Origin of the sequence: Eubacterium ruminantium, from assembly GCF_900167085.1 — a bacterium.
Lineage (GTDB): Bacteria > Bacillota > Clostridia > Lachnospirales > Lachnospiraceae > Eubacterium_Q > Eubacterium_Q ruminantium.
Window position 1 is genome coordinate 185466 of sequence record NZ_FUXA01000008.1, and the last position, 22670, is coordinate 208135.

At 38.1% G+C, this 22670-nt stretch carries 22 protein-coding genes; 21 read left to right on the top strand and 1 reads right to left on the bottom strand.

Annotation, left to right across the window (positions count from 1 at the left end; translation table 11 throughout):
* Positions 1-130 precede the first annotated feature (130 nt).
* The 8 genes from B5D25_RS07335 to B5D25_RS07370 all read left to right on the top strand — a co-directional run bounded on the left by B5D25_RS07335 (position 131) and on the right by B5D25_RS07370 (position 9099).
* Positions 131-1075, top strand: coding sequence for a serine O-acetyltransferase (locus B5D25_RS07335; protein ID WP_078787311.1), 945 nt, complete (start codon positions 131-133; stop codon positions 1073-1075).
* Positions 1076-1220: 145 nt separating this feature from the next.
* Entirely contained in the window at positions 1221-2000 is a 780-nt protein-coding gene (gene rfbF / locus B5D25_RS07340; protein ID WP_078787313.1) for a glucose-1-phosphate cytidylyltransferase, read from the top strand.
* A 17-nt stretch (positions 2001-2017) separates the two neighbouring features.
* Positions 2018-3070 (top strand): glycosyltransferase family 2 protein, encoded by a 1053-nt coding sequence (locus B5D25_RS07345; protein WP_242943582.1) that lies wholly within the window; start codon positions 2018-2020, stop codon positions 3068-3070.
* Positions 3060-4943 carry a thiamine pyrophosphate-binding protein gene (locus B5D25_RS07350; protein ID WP_078787315.1) on the top strand — a complete coding sequence of 628 codons (1884 nt, stop codon included), beginning with the start codon at positions 3060-3062 and terminating at the stop codon, positions 4941-4943. Before B5D25_RS07345 ends, B5D25_RS07350 begins: the two co-directional genes overlap by 11 nt.
* A gap of 14 nt (positions 4944-4957) precedes the next feature.
* Positions 4958-5743: an aldolase/citrate lyase family protein gene (locus B5D25_RS07355; protein WP_078787317.1), complete on the top strand. Its 786-nt coding sequence runs from the start codon at positions 4958-4960 to the stop codon at positions 5741-5743.
* 8 nt (positions 5744-5751) lie between these two features.
* Positions 5752-6663 carry an NAD-dependent epimerase/dehydratase family protein gene (locus tag B5D25_RS07360; protein ID WP_078787319.1) on the top strand — a complete coding sequence of 304 codons (912 nt, stop codon included), beginning with the start codon at positions 5752-5754 and terminating at the stop codon, positions 6661-6663.
* Positions 6664-6712: 49 nt separating this feature from the next.
* Positions 6713-7780, top strand: coding sequence for a glycosyltransferase family 52 (locus B5D25_RS07365; RefSeq protein WP_078787320.1), 1068 nt, complete (start codon positions 6713-6715; stop codon positions 7778-7780).
* A 17-nt stretch (positions 7781-7797) separates the two neighbouring features.
* On the top strand, positions 7798-9099 hold the full coding sequence (locus tag B5D25_RS07370; protein WP_078787321.1) for a lipopolysaccharide biosynthesis protein: 1302 nt from the start codon (positions 7798-7800) through the stop codon (positions 9097-9099).
* A gap of 19 nt (positions 9100-9118) precedes the next feature.
* Here B5D25_RS07370 and rfbG read toward each other — a convergent pair whose 3' ends face one another.
* Positions 9119-10171, bottom strand: coding sequence for a CDP-glucose 4,6-dehydratase (gene rfbG, locus B5D25_RS07375; RefSeq protein ID WP_078787323.1), 1053 nt, complete (start codon positions 10169-10171; stop codon positions 9119-9121).
* A 271-nt stretch (positions 10172-10442) separates the two neighbouring features.
* On the opposite strand from rfbG, the gene rfbH reads away from it, so the two are divergent.
* From rfbH to B5D25_RS07440, 13 genes are all read left to right on the top strand, one after another.
* Positions 10443-11792, top strand: coding sequence for a lipopolysaccharide biosynthesis protein RfbH (rfbH, locus tag B5D25_RS07380; RefSeq protein WP_078787324.1), 1350 nt, complete (start codon positions 10443-10445; stop codon positions 11790-11792).
* A 21-nt stretch (positions 11793-11813) separates the two neighbouring features.
* Positions 11814-13418 carry an aminotransferase class I/II-fold pyridoxal phosphate-dependent enzyme gene (locus tag B5D25_RS07385; protein WP_078787325.1) on the top strand — a complete coding sequence of 535 codons (1605 nt, stop codon included), beginning with the start codon at positions 11814-11816 and terminating at the stop codon, positions 13416-13418.
* A 115-nt stretch (positions 13419-13533) separates the two neighbouring features.
* Positions 13534-14505: a 4-(cytidine 5'-diphospho)-2-C-methyl-D-erythritol kinase gene (gene ispE / locus B5D25_RS07390; RefSeq protein ID WP_078787326.1), complete on the top strand. Its 972-nt coding sequence runs from the start codon at positions 13534-13536 to the stop codon at positions 14503-14505.
* Positions 14506-14566: 61 nt separating this feature from the next.
* Positions 14567-15241 carry a GntR family transcriptional regulator gene (locus tag B5D25_RS07395; RefSeq protein ID WP_078787327.1) on the top strand — a complete coding sequence of 225 codons (675 nt, stop codon included), beginning with the start codon at positions 14567-14569 and terminating at the stop codon, positions 15239-15241.
* A gap of 15 nt (positions 15242-15256) precedes the next feature.
* The gene (gene tmk / locus B5D25_RS07400) at positions 15257-15874 is read left to right on the top strand and encodes a dTMP kinase (RefSeq protein ID WP_078787328.1); all 618 of its coding nucleotides are present in this window, start codon (positions 15257-15259) and stop codon (positions 15872-15874) included.
* 57 nt (positions 15875-15931) lie between these two features.
* Positions 15932-16921 (top strand): DNA polymerase III subunit, encoded by a 990-nt coding sequence (locus B5D25_RS07405; RefSeq protein ID WP_078787329.1) that lies wholly within the window; start codon positions 15932-15934, stop codon positions 16919-16921.
* Positions 16922-16925: 4 nt separating this feature from the next.
* Positions 16926-17837, top strand: a complete 912-nt coding sequence (locus tag B5D25_RS07410) for a PSP1 domain-containing protein (RefSeq protein ID WP_078787330.1) — start codon at positions 16926-16928, stop codon at positions 17835-17837.
* The gene (locus B5D25_RS07415; protein WP_242870208.1) at positions 17827-18576 is read left to right on the top strand and encodes a tRNA1(Val) (adenine(37)-N6)-methyltransferase; all 750 of its coding nucleotides are present in this window, start codon (positions 17827-17829) and stop codon (positions 18574-18576) included. Before B5D25_RS07410 ends, B5D25_RS07415 begins: the two co-directional genes overlap by 11 nt.
* Positions 18566-20335: an AAA family ATPase gene (locus tag B5D25_RS07420; RefSeq protein ID WP_078787331.1), complete on the top strand. Its 1770-nt coding sequence runs from the start codon at positions 18566-18568 to the stop codon at positions 20333-20335. Before B5D25_RS07415 ends, B5D25_RS07420 begins: the two co-directional genes overlap by 11 nt.
* Positions 20336-21178 carry a 16S rRNA (cytidine(1402)-2'-O)-methyltransferase gene (rsmI, locus tag B5D25_RS07425; protein WP_078787332.1) on the top strand — a complete coding sequence of 281 codons (843 nt, stop codon included), beginning with the start codon at positions 20336-20338 and terminating at the stop codon, positions 21176-21178.
* A gap of 77 nt (positions 21179-21255) precedes the next feature.
* Entirely contained in the window at positions 21256-21912 is a 657-nt protein-coding gene (locus B5D25_RS07430; protein ID WP_078787333.1) for an LptM family lipoprotein, read from the top strand.
* A 309-nt stretch (positions 21913-22221) separates the two neighbouring features.
* A complete protein-coding gene (locus B5D25_RS07435) occupies positions 22222-22395 on the top strand; it encodes a plantaricin C family lantibiotic (RefSeq protein WP_078787334.1) in 174 nt (57 codons plus the stop codon).
* A gap of 90 nt (positions 22396-22485) precedes the next feature.
* The gene (locus B5D25_RS07440; RefSeq protein WP_078787335.1) at positions 22486-22665 is read left to right on the top strand and encodes a class II lanthipeptide, LchA2/BrtA2 family; all 180 of its coding nucleotides are present in this window, start codon (positions 22486-22488) and stop codon (positions 22663-22665) included.
* Positions 22666-22670: the final 5 nt, after the last annotated feature.

Consider the following 22670-nt stretch of genomic DNA (forward strand, 5'->3'; position numbering starts at 1 on the left):
TATTATCAATATATTTACATGCGGGCAGAGTATGCCGGTTTGACGAAATTATGATACAAAATTCATGACGATGTATATAAGGGTTTAAATTGGGCAAAATATTTGACCGCTGCATTGAGAGGATAGCAGTATGAAAGAGGATAGGTTAAAGACTGAAGTTAAGAATATAGTTGAAAATATACTGGATGATTATAAAAAGGGAAGAGATATTGATGCTCAAAATGTTCACGGACAGCCGGACAAGGATGCTGTCGTAGATATTTTGAATAAGATCATTCATATCATTTACCCGGGATATTACAGAAGTAAGGTCTATAAGAGTTATGATGATAATAACAGAATATCGGTTCTTATAGAGGATGTAATATATAATCTTAAAAAGCAGATTCGAATAGCATTACAGCATAGACTTGATTATATTGCAAAAAAGGAAGAGGCTGAAAAGAATGAAGGTTTTGTCAGTGGCATTTTTGACTATGAAGAGTTAAATAATACTGCTGAAGAATTGACTATTGCATTTTTTAAGACTATTCCAAAGATAAGGGACTATGTTGATACGGATGTACAGGCTACATTCCAGGGTGATCCGGCTGCATTTGATAAAGAGGAAATCGTTCTTTCTTATCCGGGACTCAGAGCGACTACCATAAATCGTATAGCTCATGAGTTATATCTTTTAAATGTTCCTCTTATTCCAAGAATAATGACAGAGTATGCCCACAGCAGAACGGGTATTGATATTCATCCGGGTGCAACACTTGGAAAATATCTTATGATCGACCACGGAACAGGCGTTGTTGTCGGTGAAACATCAATAATCGGTGAACATGTAAAAATATATCAGGGCGTTACTATAGGCGCTCTTTCAACAAGTGCCGGACAGGGACTGAGAGGTGCCAAGAGGCATCCTACCATTGAAGATAATGTAACTATTTATTCGGGAGCATCTATTCTTGGTGGAGAAACCGTTATCGGCAAAGGTGCTGTGATAGGAGGTAATGCATTTATCACATCATCCATAGCTCCGGGAGCAAGAGTAAGTATCAAGAATCAGGAGCTTACGATTAAAGAATAATTATCCGGTAAATTATCCGGAATCTATGAAAAAAACTTATGAAATAAAACTAATGAAAAACACTATGAAATTATTATGAAATAAAACTAATGAAAAACACTATGAAATTATTATGAAATAAAATTATGAACAGGGAGAAATGCTTATGAAGGTTGTATTACTTGCAGGTGGTTTCGGAACCAGAATTTCCGAAGAATCAGAATATGTACCAAAGCCTATGATAAAAATAGGAGGCATGCCTATACTCTGGCACATAATGAAGGAATATTCTTATTATGGATTCAATGACTTTGTTATCTGTGCGGGTTACAAGCAGCATATTGTAAAGGAATGGTTTGCAGATTACTTCCTTCATACATCTGATATAACATTTGATTTTACAGAAGGCAATAAGATGATCGTTCATGATCAGCATGCAGAGCCATGGAAGGTTACGGTTGTTAATACCGGACTTTATACCATGACTGGTGGACGTATCAAAAGGATACAGAAATATATCGGTAATGAGCGCTTTATGATGACTTACGGTGATGGTGTGTGTGATGTTGATCTGCGAGAACTTCTTAAATTCCATGAATCACATGGTAAGATGGCTACACTTACTTCTGTCATAATTGAGCAGCAGAAAGGTGTTCTCGATATCGGGGGCGATAATGCTGTTCGTTCTTTCCGTGAGAAAAATGCGCTTGACGGAAGTCCTATAAATGCAGGTTATATGGTATTTGAACCTGAAATCTTTGATTATATCGAAGGCGATGATACTGTCCTTGAGAGAGATTCTCTCGTAAAACTTGCTGACATGGGACAGCTTATGTCATATAAGCATAATGGTTTCTGGCAGTGTATGGATACCAAGAGAGAAAAGGATCTCTTAGAGAAGATCTGGGAGAACGGAGAAGCTCCTTGGAAAAAATGGAATGATTAGGATAGTTGGTGATCGATATGTCTGAAAATGAGATGACGCAAGAGACAAAAAGTATACGCAAAAAGGTAAGTGTTCTCATACCATGCTACAATGAAAAAGAAAATGTTGTTCCTATGAGCGAAGCCATAGATAATATTTTTAAAACAGAATGTACTGAGTATGATTATGAGTTGCTATTTATAGATAACTGTTCAAAAGATGGTACAAAAGAGCTTCTCAGAGGTATAGCCGAGAAGAATAAAAATGTTAAAGTTATCTTTAATGCCAAGAATTTTGGACAATTTAATTCTCCTTATTACGGTATTCTTCAGACTACAGGAGAATGCACTATTTCTATGTGCTATGATTTTCAGGATCCTGTAGAAATGATACCAAGATTTCTGGAAGAATGGGAAAAGGGCGCAAAGATCGTTTGTGCTATAAAAACCACAAGTAAAGAAAATAAAATAATGAGATTCTTCAGAACATGCTATTACAAGATGATAAAGAAAATGTCTGAAGTTGAACAGATTGAGCACTTTACGGGATTTGGTCTTTATGATAAGAGTTTCGTAAATGTACTGAGAGACCTGAAGGATCCTACGCCATTCATTCGAGGAATAGTAGCGGAGCTTGGTTTTAAGAGAGTTGATATTCCTTATGAACAGCAAAGAAGAAGAGCAGGAAAAACACATAATAATTTCTACTCTCTTTATGATGCTGCCATGCTCAGTTTTACATCTTATACCAAAGGTGGACTGAGAGTTGCGACATTCCTTGGATTTTTATTTGCTATTGCAAGTATGACCATCGGCCTTATTTATCTGATCTTAAAGCTTTATTATTGGGACAGATTTGTTGCCGGTATGGCGCCTATCCTTATAGCGGTTTGTATATTCAGTTCTATGCAGATGTTCTTCATAGGTTTCCTTGGAGAATATGTAATGAGCATCAATAAACGAATAATGAACCGACCCCTTGTTATAGAGGAAGAACGTTTGAATTTCGAGAATGATAAGGATAGTAAAGAAAAAACGGAAAAAGAAAACATTTCAGATAAAAATGTAAGTGGTGAAGGAAATGAAGATTAGACTTGCTGATTACGTTGCGGACTTTCTTGTTTCGCACGGAATTAAAGATATATTCAGTGTTGTAGGCGGTGGAGCGATGCATTTAAATGATGCCTTCGGACATCATGAGGGATTGCATGTGACTTATAACCATCATGAGCAGGCGTGTGCTATTGCAGCAGAAGCTTATGCGAGAATTGACAATAAAATCGCAGCGGTTTGTGTAACTACAGGACCCGGCGGAACAAATGCTATAACAGGTGTAGCATGCGGATGGCTGGATTCTTTACCTATGATGATCATCAGCGGACAGGTGAGATATGATACTACTGCCAGATATACCGCAAGGTTTACCGACGGAGAAGTTCTAAGAGCTGTAGGTGATCAGGAATTCGATATCACAAAGGCTGTGGGCGCAATGACAAAATATGCTGTTATGATCGAAAATCCGCTCACTATAAGATACCATCTTGAGAGAGCATTTCATCTTGCAACAACAGGCAGACCGGGACCTGTATGGATCGATATACCGGTAAATTATCAGGGTATGATGATCGAGACGGATGACCTTATCGGTTATCAGGATAATGATTCTGATGTTATTGAATTTGACGGCGAGAATTATGAAACAAAGAAGGAAGATGATGCTTATCTTCCGCCTGAAGTATCTGTTGATACGATAAATGAAGTTTTAGAAGCTGTAAAAAAAGCAAAGAGACCTGTATTATATGCAGGTTACGGAATTAGACTTTCCGGCGGATATGACAGTTTCAGGAAAGTTATCGAGAAGCTTAATATTCCGGTCGTAACATATTGGAACGCGGTGGATCTCATTGAAGATGATAATGATCTTTATGTAGGTCGTGCCGGAAATATGGGCGACAGAGCCGGAAACTGGGCAATTCAGAATTCAGATCTTATAGTTGCGATCGGTACAAGAATATCCATCAGACAGGTAGGATACAACTGGGAAACCTGGGCAAGACATGCAAAGGTTATCATGGTTGATATAGATAAAGCCGAGATGAAGAAACATACTATACATGTTGACCTTCCTATCTGGGCAGATGCTAAGGATTTCCTTCTTAAAATGGATAAAACGATCGAATCATCTATAAATATACATGAGGACTGGAATAAGATCTGTCAGTCATGGAAGAAAGATTATCCGGTTGTCAGACCTGAACAGTGGGAAGAAAATGGTTCAACAGCGAATGTTTATGCCTTTATCAAATATTTAAGTCATAGTTTACCTGAGAATTCTTATACAGCAGTATCTAACGGTGCCTGCTGTGTAGTAGGAAACCAGGCTTATGAGATCAAGAAGGGAAGCAGGATGGCCAACAACAGTGCTATTGCAAGTATGGGTTACGGTCTTCCGGCTGCCATAGGAACCTGTCTTGGAGCAGGCAGAAAAGAGACTATCTGCCTTGAGGGTGACGGATCTATAATGATGAATCTTCAGGAATTACAGACCATCATAACAAACAGGCTTCCGATAAAGATCTACCTTATCAATAATTCAGGTTATCATTCGATCAGAATCACTCAGTCCAATCTTTTCAGTGAGCATTCGAAGGTTGGTATCGGACCTGAATCAGGAGATCTTTCATTCCCTGAATTTAAGAAGATAGCTGAAGCTTTCGGATATAAATATTTTGAAGCTCATTCAAATAAAGAAATGATGGAAACGATAGATAAAGTTAATGGAATGGAAGGACCGGTATTTGTGGAAATATTTACGGATACCGTACAGAGATGGGAGCCAAAGAGTTCGGCTAAGAAGCTTCCTGACGGAACTCTTGTCAGTCCACCGCTTGAGGATCTTGCTCCATTTCTTCCTAGAGAAGAACTTGAGAAGATCATGATCGTTCCAATGGTTGATGAAGTATAGGCGGAGGTTATGGGATGAACTTAAAACATCGTATAGTGGATGATTTAAAGGCACTTAAACAGGATTACGGGGTAGTGTCTATAAAAGCTGAATTCGAGGCAGAAGGTTCAAGAAAAGACGAGCTCATTATGCTTCGTGATTTTGTTGAAGAAGTAGGACTTGGTCTTATCATAAAAATAGGCGGATGTGAGGCGGTTCATGATCTTGATCAGTGCAAACTCCTTGACGCAACAGGTGTTATGGCACCTATGATCGAGACACCATTTGCCATGAAGAAATTTAAGGGGGCAGTCAAAAAGGTTTATAAAGAGGCTGAAAATGATAATTTCTCAATTGAAAGAATCATCAATGCTGAAACAAAGACCTGCCTTCAGAATTTCGATGACATCCTTGATGAAGGAAAAGGATTTTTGACAGGTGTTACTGTCGGAAGAAGCGATCTTTCAGCATCTATGGATATAGAAAAGAAGGACATAGAGACAGAGCCTGTATTTAATGCTACAAAAGAATTTTGTGAGAAGGCAAAGTCGAGAGGACTTATCACGAATTTCGGAGGAAATATCGGTATAGAATCAATTCCTTTTGTCATTCGTATGAATCCGTTTATAGATAGATTTGAGACGAGAAAAGTTGTTATTTCAAAGAATGATAATCCGGAATTTCTGAAGAAAGCAATTACTACTGCCTTATCATTTGAGCTGGATTATCTGAAATTTAAATCGGCTTATTATACAGCTATGGCAACAGAGGACGCTGCAAGAATCGAGAGATTAACAAAGCAGGTCGAGTCCGTTAAATAGGAGTAATTATGAAAATAGTTCTCACAGGTGCTACCGGAATGATAGGTCTTGCTATAGCAAGAATGGGAATAGAAAAAAAGCATGAGATCATATGTCTGATCAATCCGGGCTCAAGCAGAAAAGAACATATTGAAAAGATGGAAAATGTCAGGATCATTGAGTGTAGCGTGAATGAATATGATTCACTTGAAACGGATATCAAAGCTGATTTTTTCATACATCTTGCCTGGGAGAAGACCTTCGGTGCAAGTCGTGATGATGCAGAGGTTCAATTTAGAAATATCGGGCATACCATTTCCGCTGCAAAGCTGGCTAAAAGAATGGGATGCAGGATGTTCATCGGTGCAGGTTCACAGGCAGAGTATGGACCAAGTGAAGTGGATCTTACAACATCACTAAAGGTTAATCCGGAAAGCGGATACGGTATTTCAAAGTTTGCAGCGGGAAAGCTTGCTGCTATTTACTGCAAACAGAATGATATCAGGTTTGCATGGGTAAGAATATTAAGTATATTCGGACCGGGAGACGGAAAGAATACTCTTATTTCTTATCTGATAAATGAGTTTATGGAAGGAAGACAGCCAAAACTTACGAAATGTGAGCAGATATGGGATTATCTGTATTGTGATGATGCAGCTGAGGCGATACTTAGCCTGGCTGAGTCGGATGTAGACGGAAAAATTTATCCTTTGGGAAGCGGCAACGGAAGAAGGTTATCGGAATATGTTTGCGATATAAGAGATATCATAGATCCGTCCCTTGAACCGTTATTTGGAGAAATACCTTATTATCCACATCAGCCTATGCACCTTGTTGCAGATATTAGTGAAATTACTGCTGATACGGGATGGAAACCTAAAACGGATTTTAAAGAAGGAATCAGGAAGACTGTGGAAGCATTAAAGGCTGAGCAGTCATAATATAGAAAGATAACCGGTTTATATGGGCCGGTGAATCGCGGGAGAAAAGATGAAGAAACGTGCTATTGGTGAAGTTACCGGACCATACAGATTTTTACAGCTTATATGGGTTGTACTTACACATCCTGAATATGATTGGGATGTGGTAGTTCGTTATGTGGACGGAACTCCGGAAGCAATGGAAGACCTTGCAAAAAGGTGCGAGATGAGTGGACTTTTCAAGAAGGTCTATATCTGCGATGAGTCAACACTTGATTCATCTATGGGCGCAAAGATCAAAGCTTTTATGAAGCTTGGAATACATTATATTACATTCAGAAAACAGAAGTATTTTGATAAATTCATTATCGACGTAGTAGGTCAAAATGATTATCAGTTATATTGTCCGGAGAATTCTTTCTCTATGCTTGGGTGTGCCTTCATGCATCAGCATAAAAAAGCTCCGATCATAATACTTGAAGACGGAAGCTGGGATTATGTTAATATTTCATTTCATTATAAGTTCCCTGTAAATTTAGCAGCAAATATGTTCTTCTATATGCATTTGCTTAACAGTATAGGTAAGAGGAATTTTAAGCTGAATGAATATGCAATCAAGTATGCATCTAATCCGGATAATCTTTCAGAGAAAAATTTCAAAGAAATAAGAAAATTATATAACGATCCTGAGATTTTACCGAGGTACAGGAAGCTGGTTGCAGATGTATATGAGGTCGAAAAGCTTGAAGGAAAAGCTGTTGTTTTCGGCGGAATTACTGCCAGCACCAAGAAAAATGATGATATTCACAGTTTCCTCAGATGGCTTGAAAAAGAATATAAGGGCGAGAAGGTTTATATCAAGACTCATCCTCGGGATAGTTATGATTATAAGAGTGACGTGGTTAATCTTTCTATCATCAATCGAATGGTTCCGGGTGAATTATTCTATAGCCTTATAGATGATGAGACGGATATAATCTTTACTATCCCTTCTACTATGATAATGAATGTCCCTAAAGAAAAGAAGATAAAGATGTTACGTTATGATCCAAGTATAATGTATAAAGAATATCAGAAAGAATTTGATTCAGTAGTGAAGCTTGCAGCAACAGACAAGGTTGAAGTTGTTGATGTTTAAGGGGAAAATTTATACACATGAAATTACTTAGAAAATTTATAACAGAATCAAAAGATGTTTCTCGATCAGCCGGCTTATGGAACTTGGTAGCTTGCGCAAACCTTGCTATACAGCCGGTTCTTCTTATGATGATCATTTCAAGACTCATGGGAGCTAAGGGGGCAGCGATGTCATTTTTCACCCTGGGCAATACATATTCAAATCTATTTCTGACAATCGGAAAATTCGGTACAAGAGGATACCAGGTTTCAGATGTTAAAAGAGAATTCAGTTTCAGCGAATATAGAGTATTCAGGCTGATGTGTACAATTGCAATGATGCTGTCCGCGGGAGGATATATCATTTATATGACGTTTGACAGAAGTTTTACGATGTATAAAATGATAATTCTTCTGCTTATATGTCTTTACAGAGTTCCTGATTCTTGGGAAGACGTTTACTTTGGTGAGTATCAAAAAGAAGGCAGATTGGATATAGCAAGTAAAGCAATGGTAACAAGAATGGTCATTTCCTTGATAGTTTTACTTATCATGATATTCATAACAAATGATCTTCTCATATCATATGCGGTAGCAGCAGGTTTCAATTTCTTTTTACTTTTCTGGTGTATCGCGATTACAAAGAATATTATTCCGGAATACAGGGAAAAAACTAAAACTGATGTAAAAATGTTAAATATCAGAAAGATATTTTTTGCGACACTGCCACTTGCACTTGTAGGATTTATCACACAGTTTATAAGCACGGTTCCAAAGGATGCTATTGATAAATATATGGATCCCGCTTCGGTTAATACATTTAACTATATCCAAATGCCGATATTTATAGTAAGCCTTTTGATACAGGTTATATTAAATCCGATATATTATAAATATTCATGCCTGTGGAATGATAAGGAGTTGAAAAAGTTTCATTCAAATTTCATGAAGATCACTTTATTCAATATAGGCATTACATTATTCGGTATGGTATGTGCATACTTCCTGGGAATACCTGTAATATCACTTCTCTATAATACAAGTCTTCCGGGACAGAGATTTAACCTTATGATAATAGTTGTATGCAGCGGTCTCCTTGGTCTTGTAAGCGTCATAAGCAGTTTTCTTACTATCATGAGACGACAGAAGATGATACTCATGGGACATATAATAGCTGCGATCAGTGCATATTTATTTGTTGATAATGCAGTCAGCAAAAATGGTATCAGAGGTGCGACATTCTTATATCTCGGAGTTTTATCAGTACTCAGTATAGTTCTGCTTATAGGATATATCGTAGCGATGATCGCTACTAAGAATAAAATTTTAGCAGAGGATTAAATAAAAGAATCGGTGAATTCTAATTAAAGAATTCACCGATTTCTCTATCCATCTCACTTGGTATATCATCACCGCTAAGATAGATCTTTGTCCATTCGACTGTCTTATTGATGGCTTCTTGTATGCCCCATTTCGGCTGCCATCCGAATGTATTTTTAAGTAATGAACAATCGAGTTTTAAGAATGTTGCTTCGTGGGGTCCGTTATCGGAACGGTTCTCCCAGCTTAATCCTTCGCCCCATTTTTCACAGAAAATATCAACAAGATTTCCGGTTGTAACACAGTCCTTTTCATCAGGGCCAACATTGTAGAAACCTGCATATTTCTTATCTTCAAACTGTGCCTTTGCAATCATGAGATATGCTGCAAGTGGCTCGATGACATGTTGGAAAGGACGTGTTGAATAAGGATTTCTAACGATAATATTCTTCTTTGCTTCGGCCGCTCTGACACAATCAGGGATGATCCTGTCTACTGCGAAATCACCGCCGCCGATAACATTTCCCGCTCTTGCTGTTGATACTCTTAATACTTCGCTGTCATAAAATGAATTGATGTAGCTGTGAGTAACAAGTTCAGAACATGATTTACTGTTTGAATAAGGATCGAAACCATCGAGAGGTTCATTTTCTCTATATCCCCAAACCCACTCATTATTTTTATATACTTTATCTGTTGTGACATTGAGAAATGATCTTACTGAAGGATGATTTCTCACGCATTCGCAGATATTTACTGTTCCCATTACATTTGTAGCATAGGTTCCGACAGGGTCTTTATAGGATTCTCTTACGATTGGCTGAGCTGCAAGATGGAATACTATCTCAGGTTCAGCCTTATCAAAAACCGCTGATATATGCTCAAGATCTCTGATATCTCCGATTACGTGGTCGATCTTATCGGCTATATCGGCAAGATCAAATAAGTTTGGCTTTGTTGGAGCATCTAAAGAATATCCTGTTACTATTGCACCGGCTTTAACAAGGATTCTTGTAAGCCATGAACCTTTAAAGCCTGTATGTCCTGTGATAAGGACCTTTTTTCCTTTATAAAAATCTAATATATCTGACATTAGAGTTCACCTCATTTTTTGTTTGAAAACTGATATCCGTCTATAGTAAAAAACTATTTATCATTATACTATATCTAAGCTAAAGTTCCCACATAAAAATATATATTTAACCGGATGTGATCAGCATTTGGAAAAACTTGATTCAAGGTGAAATTATAAAAAAAACTGTAGGGAAAAGTCCTGTAATATGATAAGATATAAGTGGGTGAGTGCCCATAAATATAATGCAAAAATGAAACTATGAATATTTATATATACGGAGGAATAATCTGTGCGCGAAGAAGAAATGAGAAAAGAGATTCTTGAGAAGGTTGCAGAATATGCCAGAGAATTTCATTTAAAGAAACAACAGGAAAAAGATGAGAATTTTAAAGAAGGCGACAGAGTACCTTATGCAAGCAGAGTTTATGATGAAAAGGAAATGGTGAATCTTGTTGATTCGGCCCTTGAATTCTGGCTCACAGCAGGAAGATATACGGAAGAATTTGAGAAGAAATTTGCCGAATATCTCGGGGTAAGATTTGTAAGTCTTGTTAACTCGGGATCAAGTGCAAACCTTTGTGCATTTGCAGCTCTCACTTCACCGCTTTTAGGTGAAAGAGCTCTTCGTCGGGGGGATGAAGTTATAACTGTTGCTGCAGGTTTTCCGACAACAGTTAATCCTATAATCCAGTATGGATGTGTTCCTGTATTTATCGATGTTGAGATACCGGGATACAGCATAAAGACCGATCTTCTTGAAGAAGCATATACAGAAAAGACCAAAGCTGTAATGATGGCTCATACATTAGGAAATCCATTCAATATCAAAAAGGTGAAGGATTTCTGTGATAAACACGGACTTTGGCTTGTTGAAGATAACTGCGATTCCCTCGGTTCACTCTATACTATAGATGGCGAGACAAAGCAGACTGGTACTATAGGTGATATCGGTACATCTTCATTTTATCCGCCACATCATATGACCATGGGAGAAGGCGGTGCGGTTTATACCAATAACCCACTGCTTCATAAGATTATCAGATCTATGCGTGATTGGGGACGTGATTGTATCTGTCCTCCGGGTCATGATAATTTTTGCGGACATAGATATGATGGAACATATGGCGAACTCCCTAAGGGCTACGATCATAAATATGTTTATTCACATTTCGGATATAATCTTAAGGCCACAGATATGCAGGCAGCTGTAGGTGTTGCTCAGTTAGAGAAGTTCCCTCAGTTTGCTGAAAAGAGAAGAGAGAATTTCAAATATCTGTATGAAAAGCTTGCAAATGGCGGAGCTGAAGAGAAGCTTATATTACCTGTTGCGGAGGAAAATTCGGATCCTTGCTGGTTCGGTTTTATTGTTACATGCCGCGATGGAGTAGATAGAAAGAAAGTTGTTCCATATATTGAATCAAAAAATGTTCAGACAAGAATGCTCTTTGCAGGAAATCTTATCAAGCATCCTTGCTTTGATGAAATGCGTAAAGAAGGAAAGGGATTCCGCGTTGTGGGAGATCTTACAAATACAGACCTTATAATGGACAGAAGTTTCTGGGTAGGTGTTTATCCGGGAATGACCAGGGAAAAGCTCGATTATATGGCAAAGGTTATACTTGAAGCAATCAATCTGTAAAGTAAAGATTCAAGTGGCAGAATGAAAGAATATATAAATGATGCGATAAATAAATATTTAAATTATTCTGATCCTTCGGCGGAAAGTAGTAAAAGTCCTGATGAAGAAGGGCATAATAAGATACCGTGGCATATGCCGGGACATAAGAGAAAGGCAGCACCTTGGGGAAATGATTTCCACAGTGATGCATTCGGACATGACCTGACTGAGGTTCCCGGAATGGACGATCTTCATCATCCTGAAGAGATGATAAAGCAGTCGATGGATGAAATGACAAAGGTATATAAATCCTTTAAATCATATTATCTTGTTAATGGTTCCACATCAGGTAATCTTGCTTCTATATTTGCCTGTCTTGAAGGGATGCACAAAGGTACCGGTAAAAATGGTAAAGAATCGGCTAAAGAAAAAGCCATTATGATAGCCAGAAATTGTCATAAATCGGTATTTAATTCTTTGATCTTATCAGGTGTGAAACCGGTATATATCTATCCGCGGGTTTCGGATGAGATAAGTATAGACGGACAGATTGATGCAGAAGATATAAGAAGTGCGATAGAGAAGAATTCATATCTTGATATTAAATGTTGTATCATCACGTCGCCGACATATGAAGGTATAATTTCTGATATAGAGAAAATCAGTGAATGCCTTCATGAATATAATATTCCACTGATAGTTGATGAAGCGCATGGTGCACATTTTCCTTTTTACGAAGAAGAGGGCTGCGGTGAGAACAGCGATGTAACGGTTGCGAGTAAAAATACCGGCTGCGGTGAGAACAGCGATGTAACGGTTGTGAGTAAAAATACCGGCTGCAGTAAGAAAAATGCAGCAAATGATGACGGAGACAGTACCGCTCTCTACCCGAGAAGCGCTTTATATAAAGGAGCGGATATAGTTATTCAGAGTCTTCATAAAACCCTGCCTTGTTATACGCAGACTGCGGTTTTACATATTGCTGAAAACGCAGGAGTAAAAGGCTTTGGGAAAGAAGAAATCGCTGAAAAGGTTGAGAGATATTTAAGGATATTTCAGACAAGTTCACCTTCTTATATATTCCTTCAGGCGATGGAAAAATGCATTGCCTGGTGCGATGAAAACAGAAATGAATTTATAAAGCATTTTGATAGGATAAGACGATTTAGAGATAAATTTAGAGAATCATCATTTAGGAATCTCAGACTGTTTGGTGCCGGTGATCTTACAAGACTTGTGATTTTTGTAAAGGGAGTTACGGGAAAGAAAGCATCCGAACTTCTTGAAGAAAAAACAGGTGTTGTGGTTGAGATGGCAGGAAATGATTATCTGGTATTCATTTCAACTGTAATGGATAGAGACGAAGATTTTGACAGGCTTATTGAAAGTCTAAGGATTTTGGATGAATTAGTTGATAATGAATCAGATGAATCAGGCAGCGGCTCTGAAGAAATTTTCATGGTCGATACATCTGAAGGCAGCTTTCAGATAAAGGATGCTGTGGGAAGAAGAGTGACGGATTATATATATGTTTATCCGCCCGGAATTCCGATCATAGCACCTTATGAAATAATCGAGGAAAAGCATGTTGCTGAAATACTTCACGATATCAGGTGCGGCTACTCGGTAAGAAGCGGCAAAAAGTAAGTAAATAAGCTGAACACAGGCTGTTTTTCTTTGATAAATTAAGTTGCAAATTATAATAATAAAACATAAAATGTATATTGTATACAGAACCGGATAAAAGGTGAGTAAAGACAAAATGGTAGAATATAAAGCATACGGAAAAGTTAATCTTGGACTGGACATCATCGGAAGAAGAGATGATGGATATCATATGGTGAAGATGATAATGCAGTCGGTTGATATTTATGACACTCTTTCATTTGAGAAGATTGAAGAAGTAAGCGGTGATTCAAAAAATCAGTGCGATGCAGCGGGAAAACCTGAGATAAAGATCATCGCAACCAATGATCCCGATCTTTCACTGGGAGAGGACAATCTTATTTATAAAGCCTGCAGGATTCTCATGGATAAGTACTGTATCAAGGACGGTGTTCTTATAAAGCTTACCAAGAATATTCCCATAGCTGCCGGAATGGCAGGAGGAAGCAGTGACTGTGCAGCGGCTCTTAAAGGTATGAATAAATTATTTGACCTTCATCTCACAGAGGAAGAACTTAGAGAGATAGGTGTCACTCTTGGGGCGGATGTTCCGTATTGTATAGCCGGAGGAACCATGATTTCCGAAGGAATTGGTGAAGTTCTTACAGAGCTTCCCGATATTCCTGATCTTACTTTCCTTATTGCAAAACCGGTATTTGGAATATCTACCAAAGAAGCATATGGCGACTTCGATGCGATTCCTGAGGAGGATATAGTTCATCCTGATATTGACGGGATGGCAGAAGCAATAAGAAACAGCGATATTTGCGGCATAGTAGATAGACTCGGAAATGTTCTTGAAGATGCATCAATTCCGAAGCATCAGGAGATTGAAGAGATTAAAAATATCATGAAGGAAAATGGAGCGCTGAATGCTCTTATGAGCGGAAGCGGACCAACTGTATTCGGTATATTTACAGACGAAACAGTGGATGAAGGAACAGGAAACGGTGAAACTTTAAGCGGTAAAGAGAAAGCATGGAGGACTGTTCAGATATTACAGGAAAAAGAATATATTTCAGATCTTTTTACGGTAGGTGCCGTGAAGAAATCTGATATAGATAAATAAAGTCCTTGCGGCAATCATTTTGGGCAAGGCAGATACAAATAAAATATGCAGGAGAATATAGATGAAACTCGAAATGGATCAAAATGAATATCTTCCTCTTAGGGAGGTTGTATTCCGGACACTAAGAAATGCAATAATCAAAGGTGAGTTTATGCCGGGAGAAAGACTGATGGAGGAGAAGATAGCGGCGAATCTTGGAGTAAGCAGGACTCCGGTCAGAGAAGCAATACGAATGCTGGAGCTTGAGGGGTTAGTCGTAATGATCCCAAGAAAAGGAGCAGAAGTTGCGAATATAACAGTTAAAGATCTTAGAGATGCTCTTGAAGTAAGAATGGCACTTGAAGAATTATCTGTTGTTCTCGCTTGTGAAAGAATAGATGACGAAGGTAAGAAAAAACTTCTTACAGCCGGAGTTGAATTTAAAGAAGCAATCAATTCAAAGCTTGTTCCGGCAATCGTTGAAAAAGATGAAAGATTTCATGATGTAATATTTGAAGCATCACAGAATCAGAGACTTATCACTATGGCAATGAACCTTAGAGAAAAGGTTTACAGATATAGATTTGAATATGTTAAGGTATTCAGTTATCACGACAAGCTTATAACAGAGCATGATGAGATAACAAAGGCAATATTCAGAGGTGATAAAGAAGCTGCGCAGAAGATAATGCGTAAGCATATTTATGATCAGGAACAGATAGTAATTGAGAATACTATCAGAGAGAATGGTAATTAATCAAAGGGGAAATCGATGAAAGGTATATTTATCTCGATGGAGGGACCTGATGGCTCAGGAAAGTCAACGCAGATAGAACTCCTGAAAAATTATTTGTCCGAAAACGGAAAAGAATGCATCATAACCAGAGAACCGGGCGGAACAAGAATAAGCGAGGCTGTGAGAGAGATAATCTTAAATAAAGAATATAAGGAAATGGATTACATGACCGAACTTCTTCTTTATACATCAGCCAGAGCCCAGCTCGTCAGTGAAGTTATACTTCCGGCGTTGGAGGAAGGAAAATGTGTAATAAGCGACCGTTTTGTTGATTCCTCTGCTGTGTATCAGGGAATCGCCAGAGGGCTTGGAGTTGAAACGGTTTATGAGATAAATAAATATGCTACAAGAGGTCGTTTTCCTGATAAAACATTTTTACTTGATCTGCCTGCCGAAGTAGGTATTGCAAGGAAGAAGAATCAGGCTGAGCTTGACCGTTTGGAAAGCGAAAAGATAGATTTTCATATTAAAGTAGCGGAAGGTTACAGACAGATGGCGGAACGCGATTCCGACAGAATAATAAGGCTTGATGCTACAGAGAGTGTCGAAGTAATTCATTCAAAGATAAAAATGGAGATCGACAAACTCATATAGAAGATAAAAGGGTAAAGGTATAGAAGTGAGAGACATGATCAGAGGGAGGTGCGTAATATGGATTTTCAGCATATAGTTGGTCATGAAGATATTATTAGGCATTTTAAAGCAAGTATAGAGATGAACAGAGTCAGTCATGCATATATAATCTGTGGTGAGAAGGACAGCGGAAGAAAAACTTTGGCGCTTTCCTATGCTAAAACTCTTCAGTGCGAAGAGCATAAGATAGATCCGTGCAACAGATGTAAATCATGTAAACAGGTTGACTCGGGAAATCATCCGGATATTATTTTCGTAGAGCATGAAAAACCACAACTCGTATCGGTAGATGATATCAGAGAAAATGTAGTAAATACAATGGATATCAAACCATACAGCAGTAAATATAAGATTTATATCATTGATGATGGGGAGTTTATGACTGCCCAGGCTCAGAATGCTCTTCTTAAAACTATTGAAGAGCCACCGGCATATGGTATAATTATCATCCTTACAACATCACTTGATAAGTTACTGCCGACTATTATTTCAAGATGTATCACTCTTTCAACAAAACCTGTTAAAGAGAGAGATATCTATGATTATCTTGTTGGCAATCTGCATGTTGATGAGAAGAAAGCGGATTTCTGTGTTGAATATGCTCAGGGAAATCTTGGAAAAGCAATTAAACTTGCCACAAATGAAGATTATGACAGACTGGTAAAATCGGTCATTAATCTTGAGACAAATATATATAAAATGGATTCGGACAGCATCGCAAATGTTATTACAGAATGTGATAAGAATTTTAAAGTGAGTATGTGCGAATATATGGATCTTATGATGGTTTGGTACAGAGACATACTTATGCTTAAAGTAACGGGCAAGGTTGATAAGATCATGTTCAGAGAGCAGTATGTAACCATCAGAGAGCAGTCCAAATACCTTTCATTTAATGAGCTTGAGGAAAAGTCCAAAGCGATAGATAAAGCAAAGCGCAGACTTGCTGCAAATGCAAAGGTTGAAGACATAATGAAACTTCTGATAATGACACTTAAGGAGATATAGAGAAATGGAAGTAATAGGTGTACGATTCCGCCCGAACGGGAAGATTTATTTCTTCGATCCGGGCCAGTACAATGTTGAGGTTGGAACACCGGTCATCGTTGAAACGGCGAGAGGTGTTGAATACGGAAAATGTGTTCTTGGCAGACGAGATGTCAGTAGTGAAAAACTGGTGGCAGATTTAAAGCCGATTCTTCGTATAGCAACAAGTGAGGATTCCGAAGCAGCTGAGGCCAATAAGGAAAAATCAAAAAATGCATTCAAGATCTGTAATGAAAAAATAGCTGCACATGGGCTTAAGATGAAGCTTATTGATGCTGAGTATACATTTGATAATAATAAAGTACTTTTTTACTTTACTGCAGACGGAAGAATCGACTTCAGAGAATTGGTTAAAGATCTTGCATCTGTTTTCAGAACAAGAATTGAGCTTCGTCAGATCGGTGTAAGAGATGAGACCAAGATCTGCGGAGGTATCGGTATCTGCGGAAGACCGCTTTGCTGCAATCAGCATCTTTCAGAGTTCGTTCCGGTATCGATCAAAATGGCCAAGGAGCAGAATTTATCGCTTAATCCAACCAAGATTTCCGGAGTATGCGGAAGACTTATGTGCTGCCTTAAGCATGAGCAGGATACATATGAATATCTCAACAGCCGCCTTCCAAATATTGGTGATACAGTAACTGCATTTGATGGAACAAAGGGTGAAGTATCATCCATAAATGTACTTAGACAGAGAGTTAAACTTATTGTAACCGATGAAGAAGACAATAAGGAACTTGTTGAATATAAGGTAGATGAACTGAAATTTAAACCTCGCAAGAGAAAGAGAGACGATAAGGGCATCGACGATAAAGAACTGAAGCAGCTTGAAGCTCTTGAAAAAAGTGAAAGTGGTTCAAGACTTAATGATGATTAATAACATTAACAATGCGGAAGTCAACTTAAAAGAAAATGAACGGATTGACGATCTTCAATGTAATGGGTTCCGTATAATACAGAACCCATCACATTTTTGCTTCGGTACCGATGCAGTACTTCTTGCAAATTTTGCCGGCGGAAAGAAAACAGCAAAAGCTATAGATCTTGGAACAGGAACGGGGATAATACCTATTCTTATGTTGGCAAAGGGGAAAGCCAAAGAATTTACGGCGCTTGAGATACAGGAAAATATGGTGGAAATGGCAAGAAGATCCGCTGCATTAAATGGTATTTCGGACAGATTAAATGTTGTCCACGGAGATATAAAAGAAGTAAGAAATTTATTTAAGCATGACAGCTTTGATATAGTAACTTCAAATCCGCCTTATATAGTTGATGACGGAGGATATCATAATCCTACGGAAAGCGTAAATATAGCAAGGCATGAGATTTTGGTAAAGCTTGAAGATGTAATATCAGCGGCTTCATTTCTTCTGAAAGGAAACGGAAAGTTTGCTATGGTACATAAACCTTTCAGGCTGGGCGAGATAATACGACTCATGCAGAGATATAATATAGAGCCGAAGAGGATGCAGCTGGTACAGCCGAATGAAAAAGGCGAAGCCAATATGGTACTTATCGAAGGTATAAAATCCGGGAAAAGTGGTATGAAAATTCTCAGAACTATTAATGTTTATAATATGGATGGGAGTCACATAGATTACAATGAACTTTAAAAAAAGGTTATTAAAATGTCAGGAAATATGTAACAGATACGAAAGTAAGGTCGGAACTTACAATATAGAAGGAGACATGTTCTATTCATTTGTTGATGAAATGATGAATATGGCTTTTCTTCTTGCTGTGTGTGATGGATATGTTGACCTGGCCGAGATTGAAACTATAAATCAAACATTTAATGTTTTGATGGATTATACTATTCTTTCGAAAAGCTACGGCCTCGACTATATTTCTGAAAATAGCTTTCTTAAGAAAATACCTTCTACACTCAGACAGGTTGCACTTATCGAGAAGAAGGAAAAATTGGCCAACAATCTTGAAGATGCAAGAGAAATGTATCAGGCATTCAAGCAGTTTGGTGAATTGATCGTATGCTGCAACGGACAGGTTCTGAAGTTTGAGCAGAGACTGCAGATGTTTTTTGCCAATAATATACTCAAATTTATATTTGCGGTTGAATCATATGATGAATTCATAAGCGGTCCGATTGAAAATGCATTTGGACCTATAACGGATGTAGTACGTCCGGATCAGATCAGTGAGAGGGAAGCAAGGTCGGTTGCAAATGCTACACATTCCGCAGGTGCAATCAAAGTAGGAAGTTACAAGCTTGTTGCTGACAAAGAAGAGATAGATAGAAGAGAAAGAGAAAACCCTCAGGACAAATGGAAGCTCCAGATACCTAAGGAATCACAGGATGACTGGAATAATTACGTATCCGGAACTGTCGGAAACGGAAATAATGATTATAGCCAGCAGTATAATGAGGATGAAAATCATGAGGACATGTTCTATGTTGCTGAGCAGATGAGTAAATCCCGTTCGAATGTGGAAAATGGTCCGAGATGGGGTGGAAATAACAACCAACAGCAAAGTCAGCAAAGTCAGCAGGGTCAGCAAACAGAACTTAATCTTGATGAAATAAATGCACTTCTTAAGGAAGTTGATGAACTCATCGGACTTGGTGCCGTAAAGAAGGAAATTCATGACATGGTCAACCTTCTTCTTGTTCAGAAACTCAGGGAGAAGAGAGGATTAAAGAGTCCTTACATTTCGAGACATCTTGTATTTACAGGTAATCCCGGAACAGGTAAGACAACCATAGCAAGATATCTCGGAAAGATATATAAGAATCTTGGAATTTTATCCAAGGGACAGATGATAGAGACGGACCGTGCAGGTCTTGTTGCAGGATATATGGGCCAGACGGCTGAAAAGGTAAAGGAAGTTACCGAGAAGGCCATGGGCGGAATATTATTTATAGATGAGGCATATACTTTATCCATGAATAAAGAAGGAGATTTCGGACAGGAAGCCATCGATACTCTTCTTAAGATAATGGAAGACAGACGTGATGAACTTATCGTTATTGTTGCAGGTTATACTGACAGGATGGATGAGTTCCTTGATTCGAACCCGGGTCTCAGATCGAGATTCAGTAAGTATATTGCATTTGAGGATTATTCAAATGATGAACTTCTTCAGATTTTCAAGGGTTACTGCGTAGAGCAGGATTATCATTTGGAAGTAGGTCTTGAAGTAAAGCTTATTGAGAAATTCTCTAATTTAAGACGAAATGAAGGCGACAATTTCGGTAATGCGAGAACGGTCAGAAACTATTTTGAAAAGGTTATTTCTAACCAGGCGAACCGTATTATGCAGAGTAAAGATATAATAGGAGCCGGTTCACTTGGCAATGCGCTGGGTGGATTTTCGGGAGATCTTCTTATGACAATCACTGAGGAGGATCTGTAAATGGCAGGTATTCTTTATCTGGTCGCAACACCTATAGGTAATCTGAATGATATGACTTTTAGAGCGGTTGAAGTACTTAGAAACGTATCACTCATAGCAGCTGAGGATACGCGGAACAGTATCAAACTGCTCAATCATTTTGAGATAAAAACAGCAATGACCAGCTATCATGAATTTAATAAATATGATAAGGCTGATTATCTTATCGGTAAATTAAACAGTGGCGAAGATGTAGCAGTCATCACTGATGCAGGTACTCCGGGAATATCCGATCCGGGAGAAGTATTGGTTGAAAAATGCTATGAAGCGGGTATCACGGTTGTTCCTGTACCGGGAGCATGTGCCGCAGTCAATGCACTGATAGCGTCAGGGCAGCCAACGAGGAGATTTTTATTTGAAGCATTTCTTCCTACAGATAAGAAGGAAAGACGCGAGATACTGGAATCTCTTCGTAATGAAACAAGAACAATAATAATCTATGAGGCACCTCACAGACTTGTAAAGACACTTGAGGAATTGCAGGAATATCTTGGTGACAGAGAGCTTACACTTTGCAAGGAACTGACAAAGAAACATGAATCATTTATTAAGACGACATTAAGTGAGGCAGTGAATTTATTTGTAGAAAATGAACCCAGAGGAGAATTTGTTCTTGTAATAAAAGGCAAGAGCCGGGCTCTGATCGAAGAAGAAAAGAGTCAGGCTTGGAGTGATATTTCTATTGCAGAACATGTGGAAAAGTATATTTCTTCAGGTATGACAAAGAAAGAGGCTATTAAAAAAGTTGCGGAAGACAGAAATATCCCGAAGAGGGAAGTTTATGCAGAGACGATAACTTTATAAAACCTTAACTGGTATTAAGGAGCTATATAGGGTATGGTTATAGCTATAAATTTTTCAATTAAAGGAGTTATATAGAAATGATGAAAAAGAAAATTGCTGTAGCAATGATTATGGTTTTATCGCTTTCACTTGCTGCATGCGGTAAGAAAAAGGATTCAGAGAAGAAGACAGAAGCTAATACAAAGACAAATACAGAAACTGTTACAACAGGTACAGATGCAGATCCAACTACTGCAGAATCAACCGGTTCAGCAACAGAAACTCCGGCTGATAATACAGAAGCAGCGGGTACTCCTGCAAATAATGTTTCAAACGATGAGGTTTCAAAACTTGTTGAAGATGGTTTTGTTATCCCTGAGGAAGCAGAAGATGTTAGATGGACTGTACTTACAGAAGCAACAGGAGAAAGCGGTGCTTTAGTTCAGGTTGAATTTGTATATGATAATAAGCATTATGTTGCTCACGAACAGAAAGTCGGCGGCGAAGAATTAGTTGATATTTCAGGAATGTACTATGAGTGGACAGGAGAGCATGACAGAACTATCGATAAATGGGGAGATGGCGAGGTTGATCTTAAGGAACGTATAAGTTATAATCCTGAAGGAACTTCAGTTTGTTTATCACTTTGGTTCGATAAGACAACAGGTAATGCATACTCATTAGCAATGATTACCAGTGAAGACGTTGACGGTTACGATATGCGTCCGTTGGTTGAGAAACTTTCAGGCAAATAGGATTTAAGAAAAATATATTCAGTCCATAAAAAGATATCAGGGATATATATTGAAATGTAAAACCTGGTATTTGGATTGTAAATTAAATCACATACAGAATACATTAAATGATATCGAATGTTACGTTCGGTATCATTTTTTTGTGCCTAAATGTACAGTTAATACCTTTTTTTGGCATTTGAAGACGATTACGTTCGTTTAAGTGAAATTTGAATATACTTAATCTTGCAAGGCCGAGCAAAACAAAAACGAACAATAAGAAAACAAAAAACAAAGAAAACAAAATTTAAAAACAAAGGAGACAAAAACATGAACACAGAGAACAAGAACGAAGTAACATGGCTTGATGAAGTTTCTGCACAGGAGTTTGACGAGGAAGTATACGGTGCATGCAGCACAAATACATTTTCACTCAGTGATTACATGGGAAATAATGGTAACTGGTGCACAATTTCACACGAGTGTATGGCTTGGTGCAAATAGTTAAAAATCAAAAATACGAAAAATAATAAAACTCAAAATTCAAAAAATAAAAATCATAAAAAATCATTTAAAAAACGGAGGATTTTAAAAATGGAAAAGAACAATCTTGAACTTGGAAAGTATATGGAAAGCGATCTTATTGCACTTACAGATGAAACAGTTGATGGTGGTACAACACCTGCAACACCTGCAACTCCTGTAATCGTTGCAGTATCAGCATATGTTTCAGATAAGACATGCCCAACAACAGCTTGTACAAGAGCTTGCTAATTAAA